The following is a 13,719-nucleotide window of genomic DNA, read 5'->3' on the forward strand; positions in this document are numbered from 1 at the left end:
CCCCGGGTCACCGTGGCGAGGTCGTCCGGCACCGCCGCCCCGACCTCGCGCACCAGGGCGGGACCGCCGACCGCCCAGGAGGCGCCGTCGACGACGGCCCGGACCCCCCGGCCGGGCAGGGACCGGAAGTCCCGGGCGGTCGCCCGCAACCCCCGGTCCCGCGCGACCCCCACCAGGGCGCGGGCCAGGGGGTGTTCGCTGTCGGCCTCGACCGCGCCGGCGATCCGCAGCACCTCGTCCTCCGTCGTGCCGGTGGCGGCGGCCGTGGCGGTGACGGTGTGGGCGCCCTTGGTCAGGGTGCCGGTCTTGTCGAACAACACCGCGTCGACGGTGCGCATCCGCTCCAGGGCGAGACGGTCCTTGACCAGGATGCCGGCCTTGGCCGACACCGCGGTGGACAGCGCGATCACCAGCGGGATGGCCAGCCCGAGGGCGTGCGGGCAGGCGATCACCAGCACCGTCACCGACCGGACGACGGACTGGTCCGGGTCGTCCAGCACCCACCAGGCGGCGAAGGTCACCAACGCGGCGACGGCCGCGACATAGAAGAGCATCGCCGCGAACCGGTCGGCGAGGACCTGCGCCCGGCCACTGGACGCCTGCGCCTGGCTGACCAGCCGGCCGATGCCGGCCAGCGCCGTGTCCTCGCCCACCGCGTCGACCCGGACCCGCAACGCGGAGTCGGTGGCCACCGTGCCGGCCACCACCCGATCCCCCACGCCACGCGGCACCGGCCGGGACTCCCCCGTGATCATCGACTCGTCCAGCTCGGCGGCGCCGTCGACGATCGAGCCGTCGGCCGGCACCCGGGCACCGGAGCGGACCAGCACCGTGTCGCCCACCCGCAGGTCGGCCAGCGGCACGCGGTGCGGGGTGCCGTCGTCGTCGAGCCGTTCGGCCTCGTCGGGCAGCAGCGCCGCCAGCGCGGCGAGGGCACCCTGCGCCTGACCGATCGCCTTCATCTCCTGCCAGTGCCCCAGCAGCATGATGGTCACCAGCGCCGCCAGCTCCCACCAGAAGTCCAGATCGAACGCGCCGAGGCTGGTCGCCAGCGACGCGGCGTACGCGACCGTGATCGCCATCGAGACCAGCAGCATCATCCCCGGGGCGCGGTCGCGGACCTCCCGTACGGCGCCCACCAGGAACGGCCAGCCTCCGTAGAGGAAGACCACCGACCCGAGGACCGGGCCCACCCAGCTCCGGCCGGGGAAGTCCAGGGTGTAGCCGAACCAGTTCATCACCATGTGACTGGTCAGCACGATCGGCACGGTGAGGGCGAGGCACAGCCAGAACTTGCGGCGGAACTGCTCCGGGTCGTGACCGGCGTGCTTGTCGTGCCCGCCGTGCCCCGACTGCTCGCCGGATCCGCCGTGCCGGCCGGGCCCGCCGTGGTCGTCGGGCCCGCCGTGCGCGGCTCGGTCGTGGCCCTGGCCGTGGCCGCCCGGCGAACGGGCCGCGTCACGGTGCGGGCGGAACGCCCGTGCGAACACCCGAAACCCCCGTTCCCGCGGCCACACCGGGCCCGGGCCCACCGGCCGCCGCCACCGCTGTCGGGGCCGGGGCGGGCGGCCCGCGTGCGACCGGACGCACGGACCACTGTAGGAGAACCGGGGGTCACCCGGCCGGGGATCACCGCGATCGGCGGGAGGCCGGACCACGCGCCGCCCGGCGGACGGGTTCAGCGCCGGCTCACCGCCACGCGGTCTCCTCCGCCACCTGTACGCGGTCGAGCAGCGGCCGCCACCAGCTCTCGTGCTCCCGGTACCAGGCGATCGTCGCCTTCAGCCCGTCGTCGAACCCGATCCTCGGCTCCCAGGCCAACTCGCGGCGCAGCTTGCCGGAGTCGAGCAGGTAGCGCCGGTCGTGCGAGGGCCGGTCGGGCACCCGTCGCTTCAGCTCCGCGCCGAGACCCAGCTCCCCCAGTACGGCGTCGGCGAGCGTCTCGACGTCGACCTCGACGCCGCTGCCCACGTTGTACGTCTCCCCCAGCCGGCCGTGCCGCAGCACCGCCTCGACCGCGCGGCAGTGGTCGGCCACGTGCAGCCACTCGCGGCGGTTGCGGCTGGAGGCGTAGACCGGCAGCGGCAGGCCCCGCAACGCGTGCGTGACGAACAGGGGGATCACCTTCTCCGGGAACTGGTGCGGGCCGTAGTTGTTGGAGCAGATGGTGATCGTGAAGGGGATCCCGTAGGTGTGCCCGAAGGCCCGCACGGCGTGGTCGCCCCCGGCCTTCGCCGCGTTGTACGGGGTGCGCGGCAGGTAGGGCGAGTCCTCCGTGAAGGCGCCGGGGTCGTCCAGCGCCATGTCCCCGTACACCTCGCAGGTGGAGATCTGGTGGAAGCGGATGCCGTCGCGGCCGACCCGCCGGACGGCCTCCATCAGGGCTACCGGGCCGAGCACGTTCGTCTCGAAGAAGGTCGTCGGGCCCAGCACCGCGCGGGAGTTGTGCGACTCGGCGGCGAAGTTGACCACGACGTCGACCCCGTGCTCGCGCAGCGCCCGCGCCACGGCCGGCTCGTCCCGGATGTCGCCCTGGACGAAGGTGACCGCGTCACCGAGATCGGCGAGGTTGGCCAGCGTGCCGGAATACGTCAGCAGGTCGAAGGCGATCACCCGGTCGCGCGGGTGGGCGCGGCGCCAGTGGCGGACGAAGTTGGATCCGATGAAGCCCGCCGCGCCCGTCACGAGAATCGTGCTCATTGATCTCTCCTACCTTCGCCCGGCGGGCCTCCGAGGTGGCATCCGAGGGTCCGTCGGCGACGTCCGGCCAGTCCATGCGACGCGACCCGCCGGCGGCGGGCCTCGCGTGGGTGGTTCACCCGGACGAGTCTGCCCGGCCGGCCGGTGGAACGGGCCGCCGGCCGGTGCGCGTATGCCCGCAGCGTCGCCGCGGAGGGTGACCATCGCAGGCGCGGCCCGGGCCCGGTGGCCGGACGCCGGCGCGGAGCGTCAGCGAGGGGCCCTTCCTCTGCCGGAGGCGTGCGGAAGGGCCCCTCGTTGACGAAGCCGGCGGCCGGTGCGACGGGAAGCCCGACTCAGCAGTCGGCGAGCTGCCCCCGCAGCTTGCCGAGGGCGCGGGCGAGCAGCCGGGAGACGTGCATCTGGGAGACGCCGACCCGGGCGGCGATCTCGCTCTGGGTGAGGTTGCCGTAGAAGCGCAGGGTGAGGATCTTCTGCTCCCGCTCGTCGAGCGTGGCGAGCGCCGGGCCGAGGGCCACCCGTAGCTCCGCCAGCTCGAACTCGCCGTCCTCGGCGCCGAGCGTGTCGGCCAGTTCGGTGGCGCTGTCGCCGTCACCGATGGGGGTGGACAGGGAGACGGCGTTGTAGGCCCGGGCGCCCTCGAGGCCCTCCAGGACCTCTTCCTCGGTGATGTCGAGGTGGGCGGCGATGTCGGCGACCGTCGGGGCCCGGTTGAGCGTCTGCGTGAGGGTGCCGTTGGCCTCGGAGATGCGCAGCCGCAGCTCCTGCAGCCGTCGGGGGACGCGGATGTTCCAGGTGCGGTCGCGGAAGTGGCGCTTGATCTCGCCGAGGATCGTCGGGATGGCGAAGCCGGCGAAGTCGACGCCCCGGGAGGCGTCGAACCGGTCCACCGCCTTGATCAGCCCGAGGGCGGCGGTCTGGACCAGGTCGCCGGTGGGCTCGCCGCGCCCGCTGTAGCGGTAGGCGAGGTGGTGGGCCAGCGGCAGCCACGCCTCGATCGCCCGCTCCCGCAGCGCCGGCCGGTCGGGGTGCCCCTCGGGCAGTGCGGCGAGGGCGGCGATCAGCTCGCTCGCGCGGGACTCGTCCCCGGCCGCCGTGGTGCTGGCGTCGGTGCTGGTCGTCGGCGCGATGGTCGTGGTGATCATGTTGGCCTTCCTGTCCCGCACGGCGCGGCGGCACCCGGGAGCGCCGACCGCAGTGCAGCCCACCCTAGACCAAAGGCTGTCGCCTCATCAACCGAACAGCTGATGGACGAAAGGCGCAAAGGGTTAAGAAAGAGGGTACGCGTCCCGCCGCCGTCGCCCGCCCCCGCCGCCGTGGCTCACCGCCGGCGGCGGCGGACCGCGCGCGTCTGCCACCGACCGCCGCTGATCATCTTGTCGGGCACACCTGTTACGGTCTCGCCGCCGCTGCACCAGTCGACCGGAGGTAGGCGTGATCAGTTCGCACGTGTCGTCGTTCGCCGGGTTGCCGGTGCTGCCGTTCACACCGGGGATGCCCCTCCCCGACGACCCGTCGGCGGTCGCCTGGCGGCTGGAGGTCGAGGACTTCGACGCGGAGCCCGAGGAGTTCGCCGGCCTCGTGCAGGCGCTGCGCGAGCAGGTGCCGGCCGACGCGGTGCGCGCCCTGGTGATCGGCGAGTGGGGCGAGGCGTACGAGCGGCCGCTGCCGGTGGAGGCGTTGGTGGCGGCGGCCGGGGAGTGGACCGCGCTGCGGGCGGTCTTTCTCGCCGACCTGACCTACGAGCAGTGCGAGATCTCCTGGCTCAGGCACGGCGACATCACCCCGCTGCTCGCGGCGTACCCGTCGCTGGAGGTGCTGTGGGTGCGCGGCGCGCAGGACCTGCGGCTGGAGCCGGTCCGGCACGACGCGCTGCGTGAGCTGCGCTTCGAGTCCGGCGGGCTGCCGGCCGGGGTGGTGCGGGCCGTCGGCGCCTGCGAGCTGCCGGCCCTGCACCGGTTGGACCTGTGGCTCGGCAGGTCCGACTACGGCGGCGACGCGACCGTCGACGACCTGGCCGGCGTGCTGGCCGGCGCCGGCCTGCCCGCGCTGCGGCACCTGGCGCCGTGCAACGCCGAGATCGCCGACGCGGTGGCGGCGGCCGTCGCCGCGGCGCCGGTCGTCCCGCGGCTGGAGGTCCTCGACCTGTCGATGGGCACGCTCACCGACGAGGGCGCGGCGGCGCTGCTGGCCGGCCAGCCGTTGACCCACCTGGCGCGGCTCGACCTGCACCACCACTACCTCTCCGAGGAGATGGCCGCCTCGGTGGTCGCCGCGCTGCCGGGCGTGCGCGTCGACGTGTCGGACCCGCAGACCGCCGACGAGTACGACGGCACCCGGTACCGGTACACCGCGGTCGGGGAGTGATCGGCCGTGGCCTTCGGTTCCCACGCGCGGGCCTTCGCCGGTCGACCGGTCGTCGACGTCCCGGTCGACGGGCCGCTGCCCACGGTGGACGGTCCGGTCTCGTGGCGGTTCTCCCTGTGGCACTTCGACGAGACCGCCGACTACAAGCTCTCGGACGAGTTCCGGGTGGCGTTCGACCGGTTCGTCACGCAGGCCGGGCCGTCCGTGGAGTCCCTGGTCATCGGCTCGTGGGGGTACGCGGCGTTCAACCCCGCCCCGATCGCGCAGCTCTGCGCGGCGGCGCCCCGGCTGCCCGCCCTGCGCGCCCTCTTCCTCGGTGACATGACCAGCGAGGAGTGCGAGGTCTCCTGGATGAGGGTGGGCGACGTCAGCCCGCTGTTGACGGCGTACCCGGAGCTGGAGGTGCTGCGCGTCCGCGGCGGCGAGGACCTCACGTTCTCTCCCGTGCGGCACGCGCGGCTGCGGGAGCTGGCGGTGGAGACCGGCGGGCTGTCCGCGGCGTCCGTCGGCGCGGTGCTCGACTCCGACCTGCCCGCGCTCACCGACCTGGAGCTGTGGCTCGGCACCTCCGACTACGGCGGCGACGCGCAGGTTTCCGACCTCGCCCCGCTGCTGGCCGGGGAGCGGTTCGGCGCGTTGCGCCGGCTCGGGCTGCGCAACGCGGAGAACGCCGACGACCTCGCCGAGGCCCTGGCGAGGGCGGCGGTGGTGCCGCACCTGGAACGGCTGGACCTGTCGCTGGGCACGCTCGGCGACCGAGGCGCGGCGGGGCTGCTCGCCGGGCAGCCGCTGAGCCACCTGGCGGAACTGGACCTGCACCACCACTACCTCTCGGAGGAGATGGCCGCCTCGGTGGTCGCCGCGCTGCCGGGCGTCCGGGTCGACGTGTCCGACCCGCAGGAGGCCGACGAGTACGACGGCGAGAGCTACCGCTACACGGCGGTGTCGGAGTGACATGCGCCTGACCGTCGTCGGCAACCCCGACAACCGTCGGGTCGGCCTGTTCACCCGGGCGGTGCTGGCCGCCGGCCTGCCCCGGCCCGCGGTGCTGCCCTGGCTCGACGTGCTGACCGGGGCGGCCCCGCCGGCGCCGGGTGCGCTGGTGCGGGTCGACTCGCCCGGGGAGGACGCCGAGGTGGACCGGCTGCTGCGCCGGGCCGCCGCCCCGGCCCGGCACGGCGAGCTGGTCGGGCTGGCCGACACGTACGCCGGGCTGCTCAGGGGCCTGGGCCGGGTCGCCGCCGGCGGCGCGGAGCTGCTCAACGACCCGGCGGACGTCGCGGTGATGTGCGACAAGCGGCGCTGCCACGCGCGGCTGTCCGCCGCCGGGGTGCCGGTGCCGGCCGCGCTGCCCCCGGTGCACGGCTGGGCGCAGTTGCGGGCGGCGATGGCGGCGGCCGGCTGGGGCCGGGTGTTCGTCAAGCCCGCGCACGGCTCGTCCGCCGCCGGGGTGGTCGCGCTGGCGGTCGCCGGCCGCCGGGTGCAGGCGGTCACCACCGTCGAGGCGACTCCCGACGGGCTGTTCAACTCGCTGCGGCCCCGCCGCTACACGGACGAGGCACAGATCGCCGCGATCATCGACCGGATCGCGCCGGAGGGCCTGCACGTGGAGCGGTGGCTGCCCAAGGCGGGGCTCGGCGACCGGGTGGTCGACCTGCGGGTGGTGGTGGTCGCCGGGCGGCCCACCCATGCCGTGGTGCGGGCCGCCCGGGGTCCGCTGACCAACCTGCACCTGGGCAACGCCCGCGGCGACCTCGCCGCGCTGCGGGCGGCCGCCGGGCCGGCGGCGTGGGCGGCGGCGATGGAGACCTGCGAGCGGGTCGCCGGGTGTTTTCCCCGCACGCTCCAGGTGGGGATCGACCTGATGTTCCTCGTCGGCTGGCGGCGGCACGCGGTGGCGGAGGTCAACGCGTTCGGCGACCTGCTGCCGGGGGTGCTGGCCGACGGCCGGGACACCTACGCCGAGCAGGTGCACGCCCTGATCGACGGCCGGTGGCGGCGCTGGCGGTCGGCGGCGGCCGGTCGCGCCCCCGCCGGGGCGGAGGTGCTGCCGTGCGGAGTCTGATCGGCAGCCACGACCTGCTCCTGCTCACCCTCGACACGCTCCGCTACGACGTCGCCGCCGAGCTGGCGGAGCGGGGCCGGACGCCGCACCTCGCCCGGGCGTTGCCCGGCGGCCGGTGGGAGCGCCGGCACTCCCCGGCCAGCTTCACCTACGCCGCGCACCACGCGTTCTTCGCCGGTTTCCTGCCGACCCCGGTCGCCCCCGGCCGGCACGAGCGGCTGTACGCGGCGGCCTTCCCCGGCAGCGAGACCGCAGGCAGCGACACATGGGTGTTCGACGCGCCGGACCTGCCGACCGCCCTGGCCGGCGTCGGCTACCACACGCTCTGTCTGGGCGGGGTCGGGTTCTTCAACCGGCGCAGCCCGCTCGGCGCGGTGCTGCCCGGCCTGTTCGCCGAGGCGCACTGGGAGCCGGAGTTCGGGGTCACCTCCCCCACCTGCCTGGACGCCCAGCTCGACCGGCTGACCGAGGTGCTGCCGCGGGTGCCGGCGGGGCAGCCGCTGTTCACGTTCCTCAACGTCGCGGCGCTGCACCAGCCCAACCGGCACCACCTGCCCGGCGCGCAGGTCGACAGCCCGGCCAGCCACGCCGCCGCCCTGGAGTACGTCGACGGCCGCATCGACCGGCTGTTCGCCCTGCTCACCGGCCGGGGCCGGCCGGTTTTCGCGATCGTCTGCGCCGACCACGGCACCGCGTACGGGGAGGACGGCCACACCGGCCACCGGATCGGCCACGACGTGGTGTGGACCGTCCCGTACGCCCACTTCACCCTGCAACCGGGAGAATGGTGACCAGCACCGACACGGGCCTCGACGGCTCGCCGTACCAGCAGTACCTGTACGCGTACCCGCACAAGACCTCGTACCGGCCGTTGCGGCCCCGGCCGTTGCTGGCGGACGTGTGGCGGGCCGAGGCGCGCGACGCGCTCTTCCTCTACGTGCACGTGCCGTTCTGCGAGATGCGCTGCGGGTTCTGCAACCTGTTCACCCGCGCCAACGCCCCCGCCGAGCAGGTGACCGGCTACCTGCGGCAGCTGCGCCGGCAAGCCGAACGGGTCGCCGACGCGCTCGGTGCCGACGCCGGGTACGCCCGCGCGGCGTTCGGCGGCGGCACCCCCACCTACCTGAGCGCCGACGAGCTGGCCGAGCTGTTCGACATCGCCACCATCACGGCGGGGGCGCGGCTGCCCGGCGTACCGCTGTCGGTGGAGACCTCGCCGGCCACCGCGACGCCGGACCGGCTCGCGGTGCTCGCCGCGCACGGCACCACCCGGGTGAGCATCGGCGTGCAGAGCTTCCTCGACGCCGAGGCCCGCGCCGCCGGCCGGCCGCAGCGCCGCACCGAGGTGGAGGCCGCCCTGGCGGCGATCCGCGACGCCCGGATCCCGGTGCTCAACATCGACCTGATCTACGGCATCGACGGGCAGACCGCCGACACCTGGCGGGAGAGCCTCGACGCGGCGCTGGCGTGGCGTCCCGAGGAGCTGTACCTCTACCCCCTGTACGTGCGGCCGCTGACCGGGCTCGGGCGGCGCGCGCACGGCCGGGCGGACTGGGACGCCCAGCGGCTCGCCCTCTACGAGCAGGCGGTGGCGACGTTGGGCGCGGCCGGGTACCGCCAGGAGTCGATGCGGCAGTTCCGCCGCGCCGACGTGCCGGCGCCGGACGGGCCGGACTACTGCTGCCAGGACGACGGCATGGTCGGGCTGGGCTGCGGCGCCCGCTCCTACACCACGAGCCTGCACTACTCGTTCGACTACGCGGTCGGCGTGTCGCAGGTGCGGGCGGTGCTCGACGACTACGTGGCCCGCCCGGCCGACGACTTCCGGCACGCCGAGTTCGGGTTCACCCTCGACGGCGCCGAGCAGCGCCGCCGGTGGTTGCTCAAGTCGCTGCTGCGCGTCGACGGCGTCGACGCGGCTGCCTACCGGGCCCGGTTCGGCCGCCCGCCCGGCGAGGACTTCCCGGAGTTGGGCCGCCTGGTAGACCGGGGCTGGGCCACCCACGGCGGGCTGCGGCTGACCCCGGCCGGGTTGGCCCGCTCCGACGCGGTCGGCCCGTGGCTGACCTCGGCCCGGGTCCGCGACGCGATGACCGGGTACGTGCCGAGGTGAACCTGGCGATCCTCTACCGGGGCCCGCTGGCGAGCTGCAACTACGACTGCCCGTACTGCCCCTTCGCCAAGCGGCGCGACCCGCCGGAGCTGCTGCGCGCCGACCGGGCCGCCCTGGACCGCTTCGCCGGCTGGGTCGCGGCCACCACCGACGTGCGGCTGTCGGTGCTGTTCACCCCGTGGGGCGAGGGGCTGACCCGCAGCTGGTACCGGGACGCGATGGTGTCGCTGTCGCACCTGCCGCACGTCGACCGGGTCGTCATCCAGACCAACCTCGCCGCCCGGGTGGACTGGCTGGCCGACGCCGACCCCCGCGCCGCCGCCCTGTGGACCACGTACCACCCCGGCCAGGTCGACCGGGACCGCTTCCTGCGCCGTTGTCTCCGGCTGTCCGAGCTGGGCATCCGGTACTCGGTCGGCGTGGTCGGCCTGCCGGAGCACCTCGGCGAGGCACGGGCGCTGCGGGCCGCCCTGCCCGCTGAGGTCTACCTGTGGGTGAACGCCGCCGAGGGCCGGCGCTACGACGCCGCCGAGGAGGCGGTCTGGACGGAGTTGGACCCGCTCTTCGGCTTCAGCGTCCGCCCGCACGTGTCGCTCGACCGGCCCTGCCACGCGGGCGAGACCGCCGTCTCCGTGCTCGGGGACGGCACGGTGCGCCGGTGCCACTTCATCGCCGAACCGATCGGCAACCTGTACGACGGCTCGTGGCGGCCGGCCCTGCGGCCCCGCCCGTGCGCCAACGCGACCTGCGACTGCCACATCGGGTACGTGCACCTCAAGCCGCTCGGCCTGCGGGACGTCTTCGCCGGTGGGCTGCTGGAACGCATCCCGGCGGCCTGGCCGTCGGCGCGCCCGCCGGTGCCGGTCGCCCCGCCTCGGCTGCGCCCGTCCTGAGCGACGCGCCGGCCCGGGCGGGCGGGCCGGCCCGGGCGGGCGGGCCGGCGCCACCCGGCGAGGGGGCGACCGGCGCAGGCCGGGCCGCCCCCTCCGTCGACCGGGCGTGGATCCTCAGTGCGCGCCGGGCATGGCGGCCGCCGCCTCCTCCTGGGCGCGCCGCTCCTCACCGCTGAGGGTGTGCAGCGGCTTCTCCCGGATGAACAGCACGACCACCACGGCGAGCAGCGCGAACGGGGCGCCGATCAGGAACAGCTCGGCGGTGGCGGTGCCGTACACGTCCTGGACGATCCGCAGCACCGGCGGCGGCAGGGTGGACAGGTCGGGCACCTCGGCGGAGCCCTCCCCCGCGGCGCCGCCGGCCAGCGGGCCGAGCTTCTCGGCGGAGAGCGAGGCGACCCGGTTGGCCATGACCGCGCCGAGCGCGCTGACCCCGATCGCGCCACCCATGCTGCGGAAGAAGGTCAGCACGGAGGTGGCGGCGCCCAGTTCCTGCGCGGGCACGTCGTTCTGCGCGGCGAGCACCAGGTTCTGCATCAGCATGCCGACCCCGACGCCGAGCACCGCCATGTAGACGCCGAGCAGCAGCCCGCTGGTGTGCGCGTCGATGGTGGCCAGCAGCAGCATGCCGACCGACATCACCACCGCGCCGGCGACCAGGTAGCGCTTCCACCGGCCGGTCTTGGTGATCAGCTGGCCGGCGATCGTCGACGAGACCAGCAGGCCGAAGATCATCGGCAGACTCATCAGCCCCGCCACCGTCGGCGACTTGCCCAGCGAGATCTGGAAGTACTGGGACAGGAACACCGTGCCGCCGAACATCGCCACGCCGACCAGCACGCTGGCGATGGTGGTCAACGAGACCGTCCGGTTGCGGAAGATGCCCAGCGGCACGATCGGCTCCTCCGCGCGGGCCTCCACCGCGACGGCCAGCGCCAGCAGGGCGATCCCGCCGCCGACCATCAGGGCGGTCCAGCCCGACGCCCAGGCGAAGGAGTTGCCGGCCAGGGACGACCAGATCAGCAGGGTGGAGACCCCGGAGGTGATGAGCAGCGCCCCGAGCCAGTCGATCCGCACCTTGCGGCGGGTCACCGGCAGGTGCAGGGTGCGCTGGAGCAGGAAGATCGAGAGCAGGGTGAACGGCACCCCGATCAGGAAGCACCACCGCCAGCCGAGCCAGGAGGTGTCGACCAGCACGCCGCCGATGAGCGGGCCGGCGATGGTGCCGACGCCGAACACGGCGCCGAAGATGCCGGCGTAGCGACCCAGTTCGCGGGGCGGGATCATCGCCGCCATCACGATGGTGGCCAGGGCGGTCATGCCACCCGCACCGACCCCCTGCACGATGCGGCTGATCAACAGCACCTCGACGTTCGGCGTCAACCCGGCGATCAGCGAGCCGACCACGAAGAGGCCGAGGGAGAGCTGGATGAGCAGCTTCTTGCTGTAGAGGTCGGCCATCTTGCCCCACAGCGGCACGGTCGCCGTCATGGCCAGCAGTTCGGTGGTGACGATCCACGTGTAGACGGTCTGGGAGCCGTCCAGGTCGGCGATGATGCGCGGCAGCGCGTTCGCCACGACCGTGGAGGCGAGGATCGACACGAACATGCCGACCATCAGGCCGGAGAGTGCCTGGAGCACCTCTCGGCGGGACATGCGGCCGGCACTGACCTTGGGGGTCTCGGCGGGCACGGTGGCGGTCATTGACGCTTCCTCACGGGTGCGGGTTCACGGGCCGTCCGGGGACCGTTCCCCGGATGGGGGCTTGCAGGGTCAGGACGGGTCGGGCTGCGGCAGGCCCGCGGCGAGCGCGGCGAACGCCTCGTCGACGAGGTCGGCCAGGTCCGGTCCGTCGGGGTGTGCGGCCCACCGGGTCATCGCGGTACGCACCGCCGCGCCGGCCACGGCGGTGACGAGTGCCGGGTAGCCGTGGTCGGGGTGGACCCCGCCCCGCGCCGCGACGACCTCGGCGATGGCCCGCTCGGTCTCGACGTTGCCGGCGACCAGACGGGGCAGCAACACCGGGTTGCGCGTCACCACGTCCATCCGCAGGCACCACAGCTCGCGTTCGGTGCGCACCTCGTCGACCACGTCGGCGAGCGCGGCCCGCAGCGCGGTCAGCACCGGCACCTCCGGCGGCACGGCCGCCAGGCGCGCGACCAGCCGCGCCGCGTCGCCCGCGTGGTCGCCGACCAGCGCGTCGTCCTTGCAGGCGAAGTAGTTGAAGAAGGTACGCGGGGAGACGCCGGCCGCCTCGCTGATCTCCTCCACCGTCACCTGGGCCAGGCCGCGCTCGGCCACGAGGCGGAGCGCCGCCTCGGTCAGCGCGGCCCGGGTCCGGCGCTTCCGGCGGTCGCGCCGGCCGGAGCCGGGTTCGGTCTCGGCAGTGTGCACGCGGGAACGCTACAAGCGATCTTGCACTTTGTGCAAGAAATTAGCCCCGACGTGACGCGGGCCATTGGCCGGTCCGGCGGGTCAGCGGGCGCAGTCGGGCCCCCGGGACATCCGGCAACCTGCGAGAAGACCGATCGGGGGCCGGTCGCCCACAATCCAGTCATGGCTGTCACTGAGCAAAAAGCCGCCGCCGTCGACCCCCGGGCGACACCGGCCGGGCGGGGACGGATCGTGCTGGGCGCCACGGCCGCCGGCGTGCTGCTGTCGGTGCTGTGGTCCTACGAATTCGTCGACCACGTCATCGGCGACTCGGTGGCCAACGCGGTGCTCGGCCGCGACGCCAAGGCGACCGCGATCGGGGGCACCCTGGCCGGTCTCGTCTTCGCCTTCGTCTCCGGTCTGGCCGGCACGTTCACCGCCTGCAACATCGCCATGGCGGCGTCCATCGGCCCGATGAGCCAGGCCGGTGCGGGCGGGGCGACGAGGACCGGGCTGCGCAGCCTGGTACGCCCGGTGGGCTGGCTCACGGCCGGCATGGTCGCCGTCGCCGCGGTCTACGGCTTCGTCGGCGTACTGGTCGGCGACGGTCTGCCGCAGCTCTCCACGGCCACGGTCGGCGGTCTCCCGGTACGCCTGGTCCAGTCCATGGTCGTGTTCGGGCTGATCGGGCTGGCCTTCGTCTACCTGGGCCTGGCCGCGCTCGGGGTGCTGCGGGACCCGTTCGCGCACCGGCCGGCGGCCCGGGTCGTGGTGCTCGGCGCCCTCGTCGGCGGCTTCCTGATCGGCCGTCCGTACCCGCTGTTCAACAAGCTCTTCCACTGGGCCGTCGATTCCGGCAACCCGCTCTACGGCGCCGGCGCGTTCGTCCTGCAGTCCATCGGCAACGTGGCCGTCGTGACGGCGCTGTTCGCCCTGATCGTGGTGCTCACCCGCGGCCGCTTCGTGAGCTGGCTGGCGGCGAGCCCGTCCCGGACCGCCGCGCTGACCGGCGGGATGCTGATCGCGCTGGGCGTGTTCATGGTCGTGTACTGGGACGTCCGGCTACCGGCGATGTTCGACTACGGATGGTTCCCGACCATGCCGTACAACAGCAGGTGAGCGATGCCGGGCGGGCCGGCCGGCGCCGGACCCACGGCGGCGGGTCGCCGCGACCGCGCCGCCCGCGCGACGGTGCCGCCGGCCACGGC

12 protein-coding genes are annotated in these 13,719 nt (G+C 74.5%); 7 read left to right on the plus strand and 5 right to left on the minus strand.

The genetic code is table 11. The annotated features are described in order from the left end of the window. From AB0L34_RS28925 to AB0L34_RS28935, 3 genes are all read right to left on the minus strand, one after another. The coding region (locus AB0L34_RS28925) for an HAD-IC family P-type ATPase (protein ID WP_363708235.1) at positions 1 to 1,490 on the minus strand (1,490 nt) is incomplete at its 3' end. Positions 1,491 to 1,689: 199 nt separating this feature from the next. Beyond that, positions 1,690 to 2,700, minus strand: a complete 1,011-nt coding sequence (gene rfbB, locus AB0L34_RS28930) for a dTDP-glucose 4,6-dehydratase (RefSeq protein WP_363708237.1) — start codon at positions 2,698 to 2,700, stop codon at positions 1,690 to 1,692. Positions 2,701 to 3,035: 335 nt separating this feature from the next. Then, positions 3,036 to 3,845: a SigB/SigF/SigG family RNA polymerase sigma factor gene (locus AB0L34_RS28935; RefSeq protein ID WP_363708239.1), complete on the minus strand. Its 810-nt coding sequence runs from the start codon at positions 3,843 to 3,845 to the stop codon at positions 3,036 to 3,038. 289 nt (positions 3,846 to 4,134) lie between these two features. Here AB0L34_RS28935 and AB0L34_RS28940 point away from each other — a divergent pair, with 289 nt between their 5' ends. From AB0L34_RS28940 to AB0L34_RS28965, 6 genes are read left to right on the plus strand one after another with little or no spacing between them, the layout of a single operon-like run. Continuing rightward, a complete protein-coding gene (locus tag AB0L34_RS28940; protein ID WP_363708241.1) occupies positions 4,135 to 5,067 on the plus strand; it encodes an STM4015 family protein in 933 nt (310 codons plus the stop codon). Positions 5,068 to 5,073: 6 nt separating this feature from the next. Further along, a complete protein-coding gene (locus AB0L34_RS28945) occupies positions 5,074 to 6,021 on the plus strand; it encodes an STM4015 family protein (protein ID WP_363708243.1) in 948 nt (315 codons plus the stop codon). Position 6,022: 1 nt separating this feature from the next. Then, positions 6,023 to 7,132, plus strand: a complete 1,110-nt coding sequence (locus tag AB0L34_RS28950) for an STM4014 family protein (protein ID WP_363708245.1) — start codon at positions 6,023 to 6,025, stop codon at positions 7,130 to 7,132. Further along, the gene (locus AB0L34_RS28955) at positions 7,120 to 7,923 is read left to right on the plus strand and encodes an STM4013/SEN3800 family hydrolase (RefSeq protein WP_363708247.1); all 804 of its coding nucleotides are present in this window, start codon (positions 7,120 to 7,122) and stop codon (positions 7,921 to 7,923) included. Before AB0L34_RS28950 ends, AB0L34_RS28955 begins: the two co-directional genes overlap by 13 nt. Further along, complete coding sequence (locus AB0L34_RS28960) at positions 7,920 to 9,245, plus strand: STM4012 family radical SAM protein (protein ID WP_363708249.1); 1,326 nt, start codon at positions 7,920 to 7,922, stop codon at positions 9,243 to 9,245. The genes AB0L34_RS28955 and AB0L34_RS28960 overlap by 4 nt, the downstream gene beginning before the upstream one ends. Next, positions 9,242 to 10,138: an STM4011 family radical SAM protein gene (locus AB0L34_RS28965; protein ID WP_363708251.1), complete on the plus strand. Its 897-nt coding sequence runs from the start codon at positions 9,242 to 9,244 to the stop codon at positions 10,136 to 10,138. Before AB0L34_RS28960 ends, AB0L34_RS28965 begins: the two co-directional genes overlap by 4 nt. A gap of 114 nt (positions 10,139 to 10,252) precedes the next feature. Here AB0L34_RS28965 and AB0L34_RS28970 read toward each other — a convergent pair whose 3' ends face one another. Beyond that, positions 10,253 to 11,842 (minus strand): MDR family MFS transporter, encoded by a 1,590-nt coding sequence (locus AB0L34_RS28970; RefSeq protein ID WP_363708253.1) that lies wholly within the window; start codon positions 11,840 to 11,842, stop codon positions 10,253 to 10,255. Between the two features lie 69 nt (positions 11,843 to 11,911). Further along, positions 11,912 to 12,532 (minus strand): TetR family transcriptional regulator, encoded by a 621-nt coding sequence (locus tag AB0L34_RS28975; RefSeq protein ID WP_363708255.1) that lies wholly within the window; start codon positions 12,530 to 12,532, stop codon positions 11,912 to 11,914. A gap of 162 nt (positions 12,533 to 12,694) precedes the next feature. Between AB0L34_RS28975 and AB0L34_RS28980 the strand changes: the two genes are divergently transcribed. Continuing rightward, positions 12,695 to 13,630 carry a hypothetical protein gene (locus tag AB0L34_RS28980; RefSeq protein ID WP_363708257.1) on the plus strand — a complete coding sequence of 312 codons (936 nt, stop codon included), beginning with the start codon at positions 12,695 to 12,697 and terminating at the stop codon, positions 13,628 to 13,630. The last annotated feature ends 89 nt before the right edge of the window (positions 13,631 to 13,719 follow it).

Origin of the sequence: Micromonospora sp. NPDC052213, assembly GCF_040679695.1 — a bacterium.
Lineage (GTDB): Bacteria > Actinomycetota > Actinomycetes > Mycobacteriales > Micromonosporaceae > Micromonospora.